General features: G+C 72.7%; 11 protein-coding genes. 3 read left to right on the forward strand and 8 right to left on the reverse strand.

What is annotated here, in order from left to right; translation table 11 throughout:
- Positions 1-374: 374 nt before the first annotated feature.
- The gene (locus ASG32_RS04225; RefSeq protein ID WP_082557752.1) at positions 375-2,321 is read left to right on the forward strand and encodes a methyl-accepting chemotaxis protein; all 1,947 of its coding nucleotides are present in this window, start codon (positions 375-377) and stop codon (positions 2,319-2,321) included.
- A gap of 9 nt (positions 2,322-2,330) precedes the next feature.
- Here ASG32_RS04225 and ASG32_RS04230 read toward each other — a convergent pair whose 3' ends face one another.
- The 7 genes from ASG32_RS04230 to ASG32_RS04260 all read right to left on the reverse strand — a co-directional run bounded on the left by ASG32_RS04230 (position 2,331) and on the right by ASG32_RS04260 (position 9,281).
- Entirely contained in the window at positions 2,331-3,179 is an 849-nt protein-coding gene (locus tag ASG32_RS04230) for a TetR/AcrR family transcriptional regulator (protein WP_199866077.1), read from the reverse strand.
- Positions 3,180-3,308: 129 nt separating this feature from the next.
- Positions 3,309-4,112, reverse strand: a complete 804-nt coding sequence (gene proC / locus ASG32_RS04235) for a pyrroline-5-carboxylate reductase (RefSeq protein ID WP_056523197.1) — start codon at positions 4,110-4,112, stop codon at positions 3,309-3,311.
- A gap of 26 nt (positions 4,113-4,138) precedes the next feature.
- Positions 4,139-4,648: a YbjN domain-containing protein gene (locus ASG32_RS04240; RefSeq protein WP_020090942.1), complete on the reverse strand. Its 510-nt coding sequence runs from the start codon at positions 4,646-4,648 to the stop codon at positions 4,139-4,141.
- Between the two features lie 290 nt (positions 4,649-4,938).
- A complete protein-coding gene (locus ASG32_RS04245; protein WP_020090941.1) occupies positions 4,939-5,223 on the reverse strand; it encodes an accessory factor UbiK family protein in 285 nt (94 codons plus the stop codon).
- Positions 5,224-5,371: 148 nt separating this feature from the next.
- Positions 5,372-5,617 carry a hypothetical protein gene (locus ASG32_RS04250; RefSeq protein WP_056522964.1) on the reverse strand — a complete coding sequence of 82 codons (246 nt, stop codon included), beginning with the start codon at positions 5,615-5,617 and terminating at the stop codon, positions 5,372-5,374.
- 133 nt (positions 5,618-5,750) lie between these two features.
- Positions 5,751-6,467 carry a PhoH family protein gene (locus ASG32_RS04255; RefSeq protein ID WP_012321860.1) on the reverse strand — a complete coding sequence of 239 codons (717 nt, stop codon included), beginning with the start codon at positions 6,465-6,467 and terminating at the stop codon, positions 5,751-5,753.
- Between the two features lie 414 nt (positions 6,468-6,881).
- Entirely contained in the window at positions 6,882-9,281 is a 2,400-nt protein-coding gene (locus ASG32_RS04260; protein ID WP_056523199.1) for a UvrD-helicase domain-containing protein, read from the reverse strand.
- 335 nt (positions 9,282-9,616) lie between these two features.
- Here ASG32_RS04260 and ASG32_RS04265 point away from each other — a divergent pair, with 335 nt between their 5' ends.
- Complete coding sequence (locus ASG32_RS04265; protein ID WP_056522966.1) at positions 9,617-13,057, forward strand: AsmA-like C-terminal region-containing protein; 3,441 nt, start codon at positions 9,617-9,619, stop codon at positions 13,055-13,057.
- A 96-nt stretch (positions 13,058-13,153) separates the two neighbouring features.
- Here ASG32_RS04265 and ASG32_RS04270 read toward each other — a convergent pair whose 3' ends face one another.
- Positions 13,154-15,289 carry a S9 family peptidase gene (locus ASG32_RS04270; RefSeq protein ID WP_056523201.1) on the reverse strand — a complete coding sequence of 712 codons (2,136 nt, stop codon included), beginning with the start codon at positions 15,287-15,289 and terminating at the stop codon, positions 13,154-13,156.
- A 554-nt stretch (positions 15,290-15,843) separates the two neighbouring features.
- Between ASG32_RS04270 and ASG32_RS04275 the strand changes: the two genes are divergently transcribed.
- Entirely contained in the window at positions 15,844-17,451 is a 1,608-nt protein-coding gene (locus tag ASG32_RS04275) for a porin (protein ID WP_056522968.1), read from the forward strand.
- Positions 17,452-17,459 lie beyond the last annotated feature (8 nt).

Genomic DNA, 17,459 nt, shown 5'->3' on the forward strand with positions numbered 1-17,459 from the left:
GCCCGCGTGATCCAGCGCGAGCGTGTACCGCGCGAAGTCTCGACGCCGCTCGGCAGCGGACACGCGCAGGGCGAAGCTTCCGGGCGGACCGGGAGGCGCCGTCAGAACTGATCCATCGCGACGAGAACGCACCGATTGCCGTTTGCTCGCGCAGTCCGGCAGGTTTGGTCACCTCCAGCGCCCGAGATATCGGGTCTGTCTCTAAATATTGTCGTCTATCATCTATAATACAAGTTGAACTTGATCGCGCGACACGATGTTGTCATGATCGTATCGTCTATCGTAAGGCCGAAAGTCTGGCCTCTTCTGTGGAAGATACGTCTGTGAGAACTGGGATACGCGCTCGTCTCTACGCGGGATTTGCGATGCTCGTCATGATCACGGGCATCATCGGCGCATTCGCGATCTACCAGCAGGCTGTCATCGGCGCGGACCACGCGCTTCAGGAGCGCGTGGAGCGGGGGGCGCAATCGGTCCTGATGATCGACGGTCACGCCGCACGCCTCGTCGGGACGGCCGAACGGTACCGGCTCCAGCCGGATCCCGACCTGATCGCCGCGATGGAGCAGGCCCGGCAGGCGATCGAGCAGACCTGCGACCGGTACTTCTCGCTGGCCATGACGGACGGGGGGCGGAAGCTCTACGACGACGTGCGGGAGGCCGCCCGCGCCATGAAGCCGGAGCTGGAACGCCTCGCGGCGTCGGGGGCGAGCCTGCGCGAGGCCAGGACGAAGCTCTACGAGACCGGCAACGCGCTCACGAACCTTCTCGCGAGCCTGCTCGCGGACGTGCGCGCCCGGGCCGGCGAGGCGATGCTCGCGCGTGTCGAGCACGTCGAGAACGCCGTCCTGCGGTCCCGCATCGCGTCGGCCCGCTTCGTGATCGGCCTGGACGCCCATGACCGCGACGCCTTCGAGCAGCGGGTCGAGCAGGCTCTTGCGGCCCTGGATGCGTTCAAGGACGCGCAGGGCGGCGCGGTCTTCGGGCAGCAGGTCAGGTCCGTCCGCGACGCGCTGATCGCCGCCGCGGCCGGCTTCCGCACGTACGATCGGGCGGTGGCGTCGGCGAAGGCGACGTTCGAGACCGGGATCAAGCCCCACGCCGACGCGATCGACCGGCTCGGCATCGCGCTGCGCGACCGGATCGTGGCCGCCGGCGAGACGATTTCCCGGGAGACCGCCCTGGCGGCGAGGCGGGCCCGGTACATCCTGATCGGCCTGGTCGCCGCGGCCCTGCTCCTCGGGGGTATCCTGGCCTTCGTGCTGGCCCGCAGCGTCATCCGACCGGTCGCCGGCATGACGGAGGCGATGACGCGGCTGGCCGAGGGCGATCTTCAGGTCGCGGTGCCGTACCGCGCGGCGACCGACGAGATGGGCGCGATGGCCAAGGCCGTCGACGTCTTCCGCCAGAACGCGGTCGCGCGGGCGGAGCTCGAGGCGGCGCAGGCCGCCGAGCGGGAGGCCCGCCTGCGCCGGGCCGAGCGGGTCGAGCAGCGCGTCCACGCCTTCCAGGCGAAGATCGCCGCCTCGCTCGACATCGTCACGGCGGCGACCAGCGAACTCGACGCGACCGCGCAGGCGATGACCCGGGTGGCCGACAACACCAACAGCCAGGCCGTGACGTCGAGTTCGGCCGCCGCCCAGACCTCGGCCAACGTCCAGACCGTCGCGGCCGCCGCCGAGGAGATGGTTTCCTCGCTCCAGGAGATCGAGCGGCAGGTAGTGCGCTCGAACGCGGTGGCCGGTCACGCCGCCCATGAGGCCGAGGCGACCAACGCCGCCATGGCGAGCCTGCACGCCGCCGCCGAGCAGATCGGGGCCGCCGTGATGATGATCTCCGGCATCGCGAACCAGACCAACCTGCTCGCCCTCAACGCCACCATCGAGGCGGCGCGGGCCGGCGAGGCGGGACGCGGCTTCGCCGTCGTGGCCTCCGAAGTGAAGGAGCTCGCCGCCCAGACGGCGCGGGCGACCGAGGAGATCGGCGGCCAGATCGCCGCGATCCAGGCAGCCGCCGGGCAGGCCGCGGAGGCGATGGCGCAGATCGCCCGCACGATCGCCTCCGTGAACGAGATCAGCGGCGCCATCGCGGCGACGGTGGTGCAGCAGACGGCGGCCACCGGCGAGATCTCGCGCAATGCCGGCGAGGCGGCGCGGGGGACGGAGGGCGTCTCGGCCAACGTGGCGCGCGTGCTGGCCGCCGCCCGGGAGGCCGGGAGCGCCGCCGCGCAGGTTCAGAGCGCGGCGGCCGAACTGGCGACGCAGTCCCTGACGGTCAAGCGCGAGGTCGACAGCTTCCTCAGCGACATCCAGGCCGCGTGAGCGACCGGTCTAGATGGCGGCAGCGGGGTCGCTCTCGTCACCGTCGCCGTCGCGGCTCCGCCGGTCGCGCGGCCGCCGGTCCAGGAACGAGCGGCCGATGGCGCGCAGGGGCGCCGTCAGGCGGCGAACGTCCTCGGCCCGCTCCATGATGCGCTCGCCGTTGCGGATCTCCTTGTCGAGCCGCGCCATCGTCCGGGCGAGCGCCGGATCGTCGTCGTCCAGCCAGACCTGGGTCACGCGGGCGAAGGCGATGACCACGCCCTGCAGCTTGAGCTGCCCGAGCGACCCCTCGGTGTCGATCCCAGCCGCCGCCAGCATGTAGCGGTGCGAGTTCAGCATCACGCCGTTCAGCGCCAGCATCGAGAGCGGCTCGCCCCGGAGCGCGTAGGCGATCCGGCGCAGCGCCGGCTTGTAGGGCTCCATGGCGTCGAGGCGGCGCATCAGCACGTCGAACAGCCGCTCGCGGGTCGGCTCCTCCTCGAGACCCGTGAGATCGCCCTCCAGAACCTTGCGGTCGATGATGCGGGTCAGCCCGCCGAGAACCGCCCCCTTCGACGGGAACAGGTCGCGCAGCTCGGCGAGCGTCAGGCCCGCCTCGCGGGCGATGTCGCTGACCTCGATGTCGTTCCAGGGCTGCTCGGCGGCGAGGCGCATCAGGGCCTCGACGGCGGCCTCCCGGGGCGACAGGTTCGGCGCCCCGCCCTGCGTCCCCGAGTCGTCGGCCCCGGTCTTGTCGCTCTCCTGCGCGACGCTCGCGTGGGCAGCGCTCTCTCGGGCAGCGCCTTCCTGCGCGTCGCCCGCCTTGGCGGGGCTCGCGGCCTTGCGGGGCCGCTTCGAGGGGGCTTTGCTGTCGGTCATGGATCGGTCGCCCGGTCTGATCGGTCGTGTGGCCTCATGTAGGCGGGCGGGCCGCGAAGGGCAGGTCCGTCGCGCGGCCATGCCGCACGGACGCCGCCCGATGTCAGCCCTTGATGCCAACGCCCGATGTCAGCCGGACAGTTCCCCCGCCCGCCGACGGGCCGCGGCTACGGCCTCGCGCATCAGCGCGCCGAGGCCGTCCTCCCGCATCAGCACGTCCAGGGCCGCCGCGGTGGTGCCGCCGGGCGACGTGACGTTGCGGCGCAACTCCGCCGCCTCGGCCGGGCTGGCATCGAGGAGCGCGCCGGCTCCCGCCACGGTCGCCCGGGCGAGGCGGCGGGCGACGTCGGGCTCCAGGCCGGCCGCGATGCCGGCCTCCGCCAGCGTCTCGGCCAGGAGGAAGACGTAGGCCGGTCCGGAGCCCGAGACTGCCGTCACGGCGTCGATCTGCGCCTCGTCGGCGAGCCACGCCACGGCGCCGTTGGCCGCGAACAGGGCCTCCGCGGCCGCCCGCTGCGCGGGGGTCACCTCCGGACTCGCACAGGCACCGGTGGCGCCCCGGCCGATGCTCGCCGGCAGGTTGGGCATCGCCCTGACGATCGCCCGCGCCCGCGGCAGCCGGCCGCGGAGATCCGCGACGGTCTTGCCCGCCAGGATCGAGACGAGGAGCGTGTCGCGGCCGATGAGCCGATCGAGCCCGGGGGCCGCCGTGTCCAGGCCCTGCGGCTTGATCCCGAGGACCAGGACGTCGCCGGGCTCGGGGTCGGACGGGTTCAGGGCGATGCCCCGCTCGGCGCAGAGATCCACGATCGGGCGCACGGGCACCGGGTCGATGATGGTGGTGCGTCGGGGATCGAGGCCCGCCTCCAGCCAGCCCGCCAGCATCGCGCCGCCCATCTTGCCGGCCCCGGCCAGGACCAGGGAGGCGGGCATCCGCGCCGTGGAGGCGCCGGGGGCGGTCACGCCTCGCCTTCGGTCTCGAACAGGACGGCGTCGAGGGCCTCGCGGGCGCTCTTGCCGGCCCAGAGGACGAACTGGAACGCCTGGAAGTAGCGCTCGCAGGCGTCGACCGCCGTCTTCATCATCGTGGCGCATTGCGGGTGGGTCGGGACGGCGCCGCCGGTCAGCAGGAGCGCGTGCCGGAACATCACCACGCTGTCGGTCGTCCAGAGGTCGAAATGGCCGACCCAGAGCTGCTCGTTGATCAGCGCGATCAGGCGCATCACCTCGGTGCGCTGCCGCTCCGGCACCTTGAGGTCGAAGGCGCAGGCGACGTGGAGCGCCTCGACGTCCTCGATCCACGTGAAGGCGACGTTGTAGTCGGTCCAGCGACCGGGGCTCGTGACCGACATCTCGTCGGTCTCGGCCCGGTCGAAGATCCAGTCGCGCAGGGAGGCCAGCCGCTCGACGACGTCGAGCGGATGCTCGTTCCGGTCCGGGTCGTGGAAGTCGACGTTGAGAAGCGGCATGACGATCCAAAAGGACGACCCGGACGAGATCCGGCCCGACGTGGCGGTGACGCGAAACCGGAGCGCGAGAACACTCCGAGAACTGGAACGACCGGCAGATCTAGGCCGGCGGTGACGCGATCGACTGTCGAAGCTCTGCGGACATCGCCCCGCAGCCCCCGAATCACCCTATGCCCGACTATAGACCGGCCGTGACTCGCGACACAAAGTGCAGGTCACATTCAGTGAACAGGAAACCGGATCGTCGACACCGCTTCCTGTGTAAAAGCCCGCGGCGTTGCCGCGGAGACTCAGACCACCTCGCTCAGGCCCGCGGCGCCCGCTCCGGCGCTCCCGGATCGCGCCTCCAGGGCCGCCACGCGGGCCGTCAGGGCCTCGTTCTGCGCCTGGAGCTGGGTCACGAGGTCGCGGAGCACGTCGAGCTCTTCGCGGGAGGCGATGTCGAGGTCGCGGACGACGCGCTCGAGCTGCGCCCGGACCACGGTCTCGGCCTCGCGGCGGACGCCCTGGGCGGCGCCGGCGGCGTCCGTCATGAGGCGGGCGAGGTCGTCGAACAGTCGATTGGAGGGGGGCATCGGGGTCTCCCGGATCGGCCGGCTGCCGCGGCGGCCGCCTGACGGCGCGATTCGAGACGACGAGATAGGAATCTTCGGAACGGGGAGCAACGCCCGGTTCCGGCCGGGCGAGCGGAGCGGGGCCGGAAGACCCCACTCCGCCGTTCAATCACATGCGGTGCATGCGGCGGTGCATGCGGTGATGCATCATCCGGCGCTCCATGCGGCGGTGCATCATGCGCCGCTCCATGCGGCGATGCATCATGCGCCGCTCCATGGGAGTCATCCGGACATGCGTCACCGCGTCGGGCGCCGACAGGGCGCCGGGCATCGCGGGCGCGGCCGAGGCCGGCTGGACGAGGGCGGCGCCGCCGAGCGAGGCCAGCACGGCGAAGGCGAAGGTCAGTTTCCTCACGAGGAGACTCCAGTTCTCTGAAGGCCGGGCTCGGCGCCCGGTTCATCCTCCCGAATGGGAGGTGCGGAGAGTCGTCTCGTGCCGGGGGACGGCACGGCGGGTCTGCGAGGACCCGCCGCCATCAACTTCCGATTTAAAGATTCGTTTCCTCGAACGCCTTCACCCACTCGGCGCAGATGCCGGAGCGGACGATGTCGTTGCGGGTGAACTCCACCACCGGGATCGGCATCATCCGGCTCTTGACCATGTGCATGACGGTGCGCAGGCCCGAGGTCTCGCGGAGGTCCGTCTGCGAGACGTCGCCGTTGATGATGACCTGGCAATCGTCGCCGATCCGGGTCAGGAACATCTTGATCTCGTTGATCGTGGTGTTCTGCGCCTCGTCGAGGATCACGAGGCAGTTCTTGAAGGTCCGGCCGCGCATCACCTCGAAGGGGACGATCTCGATGTCGCCGGTCTTCAGGGCGATCTCGAAGGCGGCGGCGCCCATGCGTTCCTTCATGGCCTCGGTGAGGGGGGCGACCCAGGGGGCGATCTTCTCTTCCAGGGTGCCGGGGAAGTAGCCCAGCGACCGGCCGGAGGGCACGTTCGGGCGGGTGATGACCACCTTGGCGATGCGGCGCTGGCGGAGCTGGTCCGCCGCGCGGGTGCCGGCGATGAAGGTCTTGCCGGTGCCGGCGGGCCCCAGGACGATGACCTGCGGAGAGCGGGCGAGGGCGTCGAGATACTCGGCTTGGCGTTCGGTGAGCGGCTGGATGGGAGCGAGATTGCGTTCTTCGTCGAAGCGTGTGCGATGAATGCGGGACGTGCGGTCTTCAACCAGTTCAAGTCGTGCGCGGCGTCTCTTCATGGATGTACACTCCAACGGGACTTGCCAACCTGGGTCTGTCTCTGAACTGCCGTTTACCTGCTTGCTCCCGGTTCTACTCGCTTGCGGAACTTAATACCGGCCCAAGGCCGAAGGTTCCGCCCCGCGCTCGTCCGCCTGTGGAGAGCGTCACGACGTTCCGTGCGCGGCCGAATACGCGATGCAACTGGCGCACCAGTGCGATTCGCGCCCGACGATTGCGCGCCGGGTGTGACTAAGGGGTGACGGTCGGTGGAAGGGGCTTCGAAAAAGCCGCGCGGCTGGCGCGGATACATCAGGTTCGGGACGGTGGTGTCGCGGTAACGCGGCATCCGGCACGGTCGCGATCCTCCCCGCCCGCGCGGGCGAAGCCGGCCGACCCTGCCGCCCTGACACGTCCGGGCTTGGTCGGCGGGACTAGCTCGATCCGGCCTGGACGAAGCTGTCGAGGACCATCTTCCGGCCGGCCTTGTCGAAGTCAACAGTCAGCTTGTTGCCGTCGACCGCCGCGACCGTTCCGGGGCCGAACTTGGTGTGGAAGACCCGCTGGCCGCCCTGGAAGGCCGAGGGCGCGCCCGTCGACTTGGCGATCAGCTCGCCCTCGATCTGGCGGGGGCCACCGGACTGGCCCCCGGACCGGCCGCCCGGGCCCGCCGAGCGGAAGCCGCCTCCGGACCCCGATCCAAACCCGGACCGGCCGCCCGGCGCGGTGTTGGCCTGCGCGCGCTGCCAGCCCGGCGTGCCGTAGCTCGATCCGAACGGCGTCGGGTTGCGGTCGAACCGCGAGGCGCCGGCGGAGAAGTGCGCCGGGGCCTCGACCACGTCGACCGCCGTCTCGGGCAGCTCGTCGATGAACCGGGACGGGATGGTCGAGGACCAGAGCCCGTGGATGCGCCGGTTGACCGCGAAGGACAGCTTCGCGCGCTTGCGCGCCCGGGTCAGCCCGACATGGGCGAGCCGCCGCTCCTCCTCCAGGCCCGCCCGGCCGCTCTCGTCGAGCGCCCGCTGGTTCGGGAACAGGCCGTCCTCCCAGCCGGGGAGGAACACGGTGTCGAACTCGAGCCCCTTGGCGGCGTGGAGCGTCATCAGCGAGACCCGCTCGGCGCCCTCCGCCTCCGAGGCCTCCATCACCAGGGAGACGTGCTCCAGGAAGGCCGCGAGGTCGGGGAACTCCTCCATGGAGCGGACGAATTCCTTCAGGTTCTCCAGCCGGCCGGCGGCGTCGGCGGAGCGGTCCTTCTGCCACATCTCAGTGTAGCCGGACTCCTCAAGGATGGTCTGCGCGACCTCGCTGTGCGGCTGCGTCTCCGCGAGCCGCGCCCATCGCGAGAAACTCTCGGTCAGCGCCCGCAGGGTCGAGCGGACCCGGGGCTTCAGCTCGTCGGTCTCGCACAGGCGCGCGGCGGCGATGCGCAGAGGCAGCCGGTTGGCGCGGCCGTAGGTGTGGAGCTGCTGCAGGGTGGCGTCGCCCAGGCCGCGCTTGGGCGTGTTCACGATCCGCTCGAAGGCGAGGTCGTCGCTGACGTTCACGGTGGCGCGCAGGTAGGCCAGCGCGTCGCGGATCTCGGCGCGCTCGTAGAAACGCGGGCCGCCGATGACCCGGTAGGGCAGCCCGAGCTGGACGAACCGGTCCTCGATCTCGCGCATCTGCGCCGAGATCCGCACCAGCACGGCGATCTCCGACAGGGGATGCTGCTTCGACTGGAGGGACTCGATCGACTCGGCGAGCATCCGCGCCTCCTCTTCCGAATCCCACGCGCCCGTCACGGTGACGCGCTCGCCCGGCTCGTCGTCGGTGCGCAGGGTCTTGCCGAGGCGGCTCTCGTTCCTGGCGATCAGCCCGGAGGCGGCGGCCAGGATGTGGCCCGTGGAGCGGTAGTTGCGCTCAAGGCGCACCACCACAGCGCCCGGGAAGTCGTGCTCGAAGCGCAGGATGTTGTCGACCTCGGCCCCGCGCCAGCCGTAGATCGACTGGTCGTCGTCGCCGACGCAGGCGATGTTCTTCCGGGACTGCGCCAAGAGTCGCAGCCACAGGTACTGGGCGACGTTGGTGTCCTGGTACTCGTCGACCAGGATGTAGCGGAACCGGTCCTGGTAATTGGCCAGGACGTCGGGGTTCTCCCGCCAGAGCTTGAGGCAGAGCAGCAGGAGATCGCCGAAATCGACGGCGTTCAGCGTCGCGAGCCGGGCCTGGTAGGCGGTGTAGAGGGCGCCGCCCTTGCCGAACGCGAAGGCCGAGGCCTCGCCCGGGGGCACCTGCTCGGGGCCGAGGCCGCGGTTCTTCCAGCCGTCGATGGCGTGGGACAGGGCCCGGGCCGGCCAGCGCTTCTCGTCGACGTTCTGGTCGGCGATGACCTGCTTCATCAGCCGGAGCTGGTCGTCGGTGCCGAGGATGGTGAAGTCGGATTTCAGCCCGACCAGCTCGGCGTGGCGGCGCAGGATCTTGGTGCCGATGGCGTGGAAGGTGCCCAGCCACGGCATGCCCTCGCCGGCCGGCCCGATCAGCGCGCCGATCCGGTGCTTCATCTCCCGGGCGGCCTTGTTGGTGAAGGTCACCGCCAGGATGTCGAAGGGGCGGGCCCGGTTGGTGGCGATCAGGTGGGCGATGCGGGTGGTCAGCACCCGGGTCTTGCCGGTGCCGGCCCCGGCCAGCACCAGGACCGGGCCCTCCGTGGTCTCGACGGCGCGGCGCTGCTCGGGGTTGAGGCCCTCGAGGTAGGCGGCCGCGTCGCGCCGGAGGGCACCCATGGCGCGGGCAGCGATGGACGTGGCGGGCGCGCCGTCCCCGGCGGGTTGCGGATGCGGGCGGTTCTGCATCCCGCTTCCCTGGACCAAATCGCGAACGGCGTCGAGGCCGTTCGCGCCGCGGCGGGGGCGCGGAGCCATGAAGCGCGGCTGTCCGCGCCGGGGTGATCCGCGTCCTTCGGGCTGGTCGCGCTCCGCGGCCGGCCGCGCGATCCGGAGGCCGCGGGCCCGGGATGCCCGAGGAACCTCGCGCGTGCCCCGACCGCCGCTCGGGACCGTGGCATCGCCGCTGGCGCCCCCGGCGGCTTATCGTGCTATGGCCGTGGCGACTGACTCGCGGGGGCACGCGGGGCACGGCGGCCCGGTGAGGTCGCGGCCTCGCGCAGAGATGGTGCGGAACGGGACCATTGCGTGATCTTCTGACCGCGCTGGCGTGCGCCGTCATCCTGGTTCTCGTGGCGGCGCTCGCGGTCCCGCCCTTCGTCGACTGGCAGGCCCATCGCGGGCTCGTCGAGCGGGCGCTCGCCCGGTCCCTGGGCGTTCCGGTCCGGACCGACGGCCGGATCGAGGTCCGCCTGCTGCCCTCGCCGCGGCTGCGCGTCGACCGCCTCCACCTCGGCGCCGATCCGGACCGCCCGAGCCTGGATGCCCGGTTCGTCAAGGCCGAGATCGCCCTGGCGCCGCTCCTGAAGGGCGAGTTCCGCTTCACCGAGACCCGGATCGGCCGGGCCGAGATCAAGCTCCCGGTCGCCGGCCCGGACGCGCTGAAGCTGCCACCCGATTTCGGCGGGGCCCTGCGCGACCGCGACCTCGCCATCGAGAACCTGCACATCCAGCAGTTCCTCGTCACCACGCAGGTCCCCGCCACCGGGCGGACCGACCAGCTCTACGTCCAGGACCTGCGCCTGCAGGCGCCGGCCCTGGTCGGGCCCTGGCGGATCGAGGGGACGAGCGGCGGCGTCCCGTTCCGGGCGGTCAGCGGCACGCCGGGACCGGACGGGCGCCTCGCCGCCAAGATCTCCGGCGGCGGCGACGCGACGCCGCGCTTCGAGGCGGACGCGCGGTTCGGCCTCGTCCCCGCCGAATCCGGCGGCGCCCAGGTCGAGGCCGAGGGCTCCGCCCGCCTCGTCGTCGGGCCGCCGACCCAGGCGGCCGGCGCCTACCTGCCGTTCTCGCTGGCCGGCACCTTCAAGGCCCGGGGCACACAGGTGCGCTTCGAGGCCGTCGACCTCGCCATCGACCCCGGCGGCCGGGCCCTGCGGCTCGGCGGCACCGGACGGCTCGACCTGCGCCAGTGGCGCGCCGGCCTGACCCTGGACGCCCGCCGCCTCGACCTCGACGCCTTCCTGGCCTCGGCGGAGGGGCAGAACCTGATCGCCCGCGGTCTGCCGCGCTCGACGGGCAGCCTGCCGGCGATGCTCGACCTCGACCTCACGGTGGGCAGCGCCGTGCTGGGCGGCGAGGAATGGTCGAACCTCGCCCTCACCGGCACCCTGGAGCGGGCCGGCGGCCTGCTGCTGCGCCGCTTCGCGGTGACCGGCCCGGCCGAGTCCACCGTCACGGCGAGCGGGCAGGTCGAGACAGCGCCGCTGCGCTTCTCCGGCCCGGTGGCGCTCGCCGCCCCCGACTCGGAGGCGCTCGGCCGCTACCTGCGCCGCCTCGGCGCCGAGGGGCCACTCGTCGCGCTGCTCGACGGGCGGAAGATCGAGGCCGCCGCCGACCTGTCGGCCGCCGGGACCGGCCTGTCCCTGCGCAACATGCGCCTCGGCCTCGGGCCGGCGCGGATCACCGGGAACGCCCGCTACACCGCCGCCGAGGGCGCCGAGCGCGGCCGGTTCGAGGCCCAGATTCGCGCCACCGGCCTCGACATCGCCGGCCTGCCGCCCCTCGGGACGGCCCTCGGCACCCTGCGCGACACCGACCTCGCCCTGACGCTCGAGGCGAAGGACGTCCGGTTCGGCACGGCGGGCTCCGGCACGGGCACGATCGCGGCGCGGATCCAGTCGGACGGCGCCGGCCTGACGGTCGACAGCCTCGACGTCACCGACCTCGCCGGCGCCAGCGCCCGGCTGTCCGGGCAGATCGGCGCGGACGGGACCGGCCGCGTCTCCGGGCGCCTCAAGGCGCCGGCGGCGGCGCCGCTGCTCGGCCTGCTCGAGCGGGTCTGGGTGGGCGAGATCCGCCTGCTGCCCGCCTTCCTGCGGGACGCGCCCCTCGACCTCGCCGTCACCCTCGACCGGGAGGGCGGCGCGGCCGCGGCCCTGCGGACCCAGGCCCGGGGCAGCGCCGGCGGCGGCACCCTCGACCTGACGCTCGCGAGCCGCGGCACGCGGATCGAGGGCGGCACCGCCACCCTCACGGCGCCGCGGGCCGGACCGTGGTTCGGCCGCGCCGACCTCGTCGGCCTGCAGCAACCTGCCGAGCTTCGGCTGACCGCCGAGCGGCCGGACGGCCAGTCCCTTGCCCTGACGGCGAGCGGCACGGTCGCGGGCCTGCGCCTCGCCACGGGCCGCCCGATCCTGGTCGGTCCCGACTTCGTCCCCACCGGCGGCACGCTCCGCGCCGAGACGGCCGATCTGGCGCCGTTCCTGACGCTGGCCGGCGCCGCGACCCTGGCACCGGGGGCGTGGCCGGCCGACCTCACCGTCACGCTGTCGCGGCAGCAGGGCGAGGCCGCCGCCGCGCTCGCCGGCACGGTCGCGGGCGCGGGGGTGAACGGGACGCTGCTGCGGTCGGCAGGCGGTGCCCTGCACGGCCGCCTCGCCCTCGACCGGCTGTCGATCCCGCAGCTCGCGGCCGCCCTGGTGATCCCGCCGGGGGCGAACGGCGCGTTCGGCCCGCCGACCGCCCACCCGGCCCTGTCCCTCGACGCCCGCGTGGCCAGCCTGGATCTCGGCCGCGGCCTCGTCGCCACCGACGCGACCGCTGCCCTCGGCCTCGCCGACGCGGGCCTGACCCTGCGCGACCTGACCGGCAAGCTCGCCGGCGGCCGCCTCGCGGGCTCGGTGACGATCGCCCGGCTCGGGGCCGGCGCCTCGGTCTCGGGCTCGGGCAGCCTCGACGGCGCGGCGCTCCCCACCCTGGCCGGCGGCCCGTTCGGCGGCCGCCTGAGCGCCGACCTGCGCTTCGCCGCCACGGCCGAGACCCTGCCGGGCCTCGCCGACAGCCTCTCGGGCAGCGGCGCGCTCACCCTGACGGACCTGAGCCTGCCCGCGGCCGATCCCGCGGCGCTCGGCCGCGCTCTCGCCCGCGCGGCCGAGATGGACGACCCGCTCCGCGAGGGCCGGCTCCAGGCGCTCGTCACCGAGGAACTCGCCCGGGGCGGCGCGCAGGCGCGTGGATCCGCCCAGGCCGCCGCCACGATCGTGGGGGGCGTGCTGCGGGCCGGGCCGTTCGACCTCGATCTCGGGCCGGCCCGCTGGGTCGGCACCGTCGGCTACGACCTGCGCGCCGGGCGCCTCGACGCCCGCGGCACGCTCGCGGGCGGCCCGGTGCCCCGCGGCTGGAATGCCGGGCCGCCCGCGGTCCAGTTCGGCCTGACCGGGCCGCTCGGCGCGCCCGAGCGGGTGCTCGACGTCGGCACCCTGTCGAACGGCCTCGCGGCCTTCGTGCTGCAGCGCGAGCTGGAGACGATCGAGCTGACCGAGGCCGACCAGGTGGAGCGGCAGCGCCGCCGCGCCCGGATCGAGATGGATCGGGCCCGCGCGGCGGCCCTCAAGGCCGCGGCCGAAAAGGCCGCTGCGGACAGGACTGCCGCCGACATGGCCGCCGAGGAGGCGGCGAGGCGGCCGCGCAACCCGGAGGAGGGTGCTGCCCAGCCACCGGCGCCGGCCGAGGCCCGGCCGTGAGGCCGGCCGCGTCCTGAGGGCGGGGGTGGGGCTGGCCAGCGTGACGGCCTCAGGCGCAGCACCCCGTGGAGCGTCGCGCCCGCACGGGAGGCGGCTCTACGCCTTCCCCACCGCCATGAGCGCGAAGGCGTAGATCAGCGCCACCTCCTCCAGCCGGTCGAACCGGCCGGCGGCGCCGCCGTGGCCGGCCTCCATGTTGATCCGCAGGAGCACCGGCCCGCCGCCCGTCATGGTGGCGCGCAGCCGCGCGACCCACTTGGCCGGCTCCCAGTAGGTCACCCGCGGGTCGGTCAGCCCGCCGAGCGCCAGGATCGCCGGGTAGTCCTTGGCGGCGACGTTGTCGTAGGGCGAGTAGGACAGGATCGTCCGGAAGGCGGCCTCGCTCTCGCCCGGGTTGCCCCATTCGGGCCATTCCGGCGGCGTCAGCGGCAGCTCCGCGTCGAGCATGGTGTTGAGCACGTCGACGAAGGGCACGTCGGCGACGATGCCGGCGAACAGCTCGGGCGCGAGGTTGGCCACAGCCCCCATCAGCATCCCGCCCGCCGACCCGCCATGGGCGACGATGCGTTTCTCGGACGTGTAGCGCGCGTCGATCAGAGCGCGGGCGCAGGCGATGAAGTCCGTGAAGGTGTTGGGCTTCTTCTCGCGCTTGCCGTCGAGGTACCAGCGCCAGCCCTTCTCGGTGCCGCCGCGGATATGGGCGATCGCGTAGACGAAGCCGCGGTCGACGAGGCTCAGCAGGTTCGTGCGGAACGCCGCCGGCATCAGCGTGCCGTAGGAGCCGTAGCCGTAGAGCAGCAGCGGCGCGCCGCCGTCGAGGGCGAGGTCCCGGCGGTGCAGCAGCGAGATCGGCACCTGCTCGCCGTCCGGCGCGGTGGCGAAGAGCCGCCGGGTCACGTAGGCGGCCGGGTCGTGGCCGCTCGGCACCGCCTGCCGCTTGCGCAGGAGCCGGGTGCGGGTCGCGCAGTCGTAGTCCCAGGTCTCCGACGGGGTCGTCATCGACGAGTAGACGAAGCGGATCGTGGCCGTGTCGAAGGCGAGCCCGGCCCGCAGGCCGAGGGAGTAGGCCTCCTCGGCGAAGGCGACGACGTGCTCGGTGCCGTCGGCGAGGTCGCGCACCACGATCCGCGGCTTGGCGTTCTCGATCTCCAGCCGGACCAAGTGGCCGGCCAGCAGGTGCAGGTGGCGGATCATCACGCCGGGCCGGTGCGGCACGAGGTCGGTCCAGTTGGCGCGGCCCGGATCGTCGAGCGGCGCGGTGACGATCTTGAAGTCCTCGGCGCCGTCCGCGTTGGTGCGGATGAACAGGCGGTCGCCGCGGTGCTCGACGCCGTAGATCAGCAGCGGCGTGCGCGGCTCGACGAGGCGCAACGGGGCGTCCTCCGCGTGCCGGTCGAGCAGCCGGACCTCGGAGGTCTCGTGGTCGCTCACCGTCACGTCGAGGAAGGCGCCGGACTGCGTCTTGCCGATGTGGACGAAGTAGCCGGCATCGGCCTCCGTGTAGACGGTCTCGTCCTCGCTCTGCCCCGTGCCGACGCGGTGGCGCATCACCTTGGCGGGGCGGTGGTTGGCGTCCACCGCCACGTACCAGAAGCTCGCGCCGTCCGCGGCCCAGACCGCCTCGCCGGAGGTCGCCTCGACCCGGTCGTCGAGATCGAGGCCGGTGGCGACGTCGCGCACCCGGATCGTGTAGAGTTCCGAGCCCTTGGTGTCGGCGCTCCAGGCGAGCCGGGCGTGGTCGTCGGAATGCACCGCGGCGGCGATCTCGAAGAACGGCAGGCCCTCACCCTCGCGGTCGCCGTCGATGAGGATCGTCTCGTCCGGGTCCAAGCCCGACTCGGGCACGTCGGGTGATGTGGCCGGCCGCCGGCAGATCAGCGGGTGCTGTCCGCCCTCGCGGTGGCGGGTGTAGTAGGCGAAGGGCCCATCCGGCTCGGGGACGCCGCTCTCGTCCTCCTGGATCCGCCCGCGCATCTCGGCGACGAGCTGCCGCCGGAGCTCCGCGCTCCCGGCGAGCGCCGCCTCGGCGAAGGCGTTCTCGGCGCTCAAATAGGCGGCGATGTCCTCCGGCAGCGCGGCCGGGTCCTTCAGGACCGTCTGCCAGTTCTCGGCCTTCAGCCACGCGTAGTCGTCGGTGATCTCCTGCCCGTGGACGCTGAAGCGTCGCGGCCGGGCCTCGGCCACCGGCGCGCCGGTCCTGTGAGCGAGCAAGCCGTGGCCGATCTCCGTCATCATCTCTCCCGTCGGGTCCCGTCGCGCGCGGGTGTCGCGTCCGGGTGAGGGGATGTGTCCCGCCGGGCGCGCGGATGCAAGGCATCCGGGGGCGCGGCCGTGGCGGGCGGCGCGTATCGCCGGCCGAGACGGCGCGGCCGCGGGACCGGGGCCGATCCGTTGCTTTCCGGCATCGGTGGCGCGGGAAACGCTCCGGCCGACAACGCGATCCGCCGGCGCGGTCCCGCGCCGGAGCGGCGTCCGGAGCCGCGCCGGGGCGGCCCGATCGTGCGGTCTCGGCGAAGGCCCCGAACCCGCCAGGGACTTGGCGCAGCGGCCGATTTCGGCCTCAACGCGGCACCGGAACGCCGCGGGTGCGCCACAGATCCTGACAAGTCGAGCCGAGCACAGGCCCGAGAAAATCGCTCTGGGATTATCCGGCTCCGCGATCCGTCCGACATGAAGGGGGACTTGCGGATGGTGGAATGGCCGATTCGATGCATGTTTTGTGTGCGGAGTACCGGAAACATCGTGCGAAGCGGGGGACAAAGGGCGTACTGGCGGGTGTTGCGGGGTTGCTGAGTCTGCCGGTGGAGGCGGCGGAACTTCCCGATCGGCGAAAATCGCAGCTCATCGAGCACGTGCGGATCTGCTCGGCCTACGGCCAGGCCTTCTTCTTCATCCCCGGCACCGATACCTGCCTGCGCCTCTCCGGCCGCGCGCGCTACGAGTACGCCTACCAGCCTTCCTACAGCCGTTCGGGGAGCGCGACCGCCACCCCAGGGGATTACAGCGGCTACCAGGGCCGCCTCCGGATCAACCTCGACGCCCGGTCCCAGACGTCCTACGGCACCCTGCGCGCCTTCCTCCGCCTCGACGCCGGGAGCCGGACCGGTTTCGCCACCATGCATGCCGGCGCGCTGAACCGGATCGGTGGCGCCTTCCCGGCCCTGGGCGTCGATCAGTTCGGGCGGGCCCAGCAGCAGTTCAACGTCGACAAGGCTTTCATCCAGTTCGCCGGCATCACCGCCGGCCGCGCCTCCTCGTTCTTCGATTTCTACGCTCACGACTTCGAGTTCATCGTCGCCTCCATCGGCTCGGACAATCCCTCGACCAACCTCGCTGCCTACACGGCGACGCTGGGCAAGGGCCTGTCCGCATCGCTGTCGATGGAGGACCCGGTATTCCGCCGCACGCCGGTCTACGCGTCCCAGAACGCCGCGGCCTCGGCGTTCCCGAATCCCGGCGCGATCCTCTCGCCCGGGAACCCCGTCGCCCCGGTCTTCGTCGGCTACGACGCCGCCGGCCGCCCGACCGGGGTGGGCTTCGTGGACACGGTCCAGCGCAGCCGCATGCCCGACATCGTCGGCGTCCTGCGCTCCGACCAGTCCTGGGGCTCCGCGCAGCTCTCGGGGGCCGTGCACGAGGTCAACCACGGCCTGCTCAGCAGCGTCTCGTTCGACGGCACCAACCTGGGGGCGCCCGTCTCGGTGGGCAATAACCGCACCCCGGGCGGCGCGGCCTCCGCCCTCGGCTGGGCCGTTCAGGGGGGCGTGAAGATCAACCTGCCAGCGATAGCGACCGGCGACACGCTCTACCTGCAGGGCGCCTACGGGGAGGGCTCCGCCCTGTATACCGGCCTGCCGGCCTATAACGGCCCCTGGGCACAGTCGGCCACCGCGGTGCAGGGGGCGGCCTTCTCCCAGTTCTTCAGCGACGGCGTGATCAACCCCTTCACCCAGCGCCTGGAGCTGTCGACGAGCTACTCGTTCACGGCGGCGATGCTGCACTACTGGACGCCCGCGGTCCGCTCCGCCTTCTTCGGCTCCTACGGCGCCCTGAGCTTCGCCCGCGGCGCCCGCGCGGCGCAGGGCGCCTATTTCGGCGTGACCGGGACCGGGCCGGGCACCCCCGGCACGCGGTTCTTCGACCTGAGCCAGGTCCTGCGGGACAGCTACCGCTTCGTGGTCGGCGGCAACCTGATCTGGTCGCCGGTGAAGGAGTTCGATATCGGCGTCGAGGCGATCTACACGCGCTACGGGCCGCAGAGCGGCCGCATCCTCGACCTGGGCCGGTATCCCAACCAGAACGCGGCCTACGTCAACAACCTCGCCAACCCGGTCTCGACCGCCCGCCACGTCGACGTCATCCAGGTGCGCGCGCGCGTGCAGCGGGACTTCTGAGGGCGGCT

The organism is Methylobacterium sp. Leaf361, assembly GCF_001424445.1.
GTDB lineage: Bacteria > Pseudomonadota > Alphaproteobacteria > Rhizobiales > Beijerinckiaceae > Methylobacterium.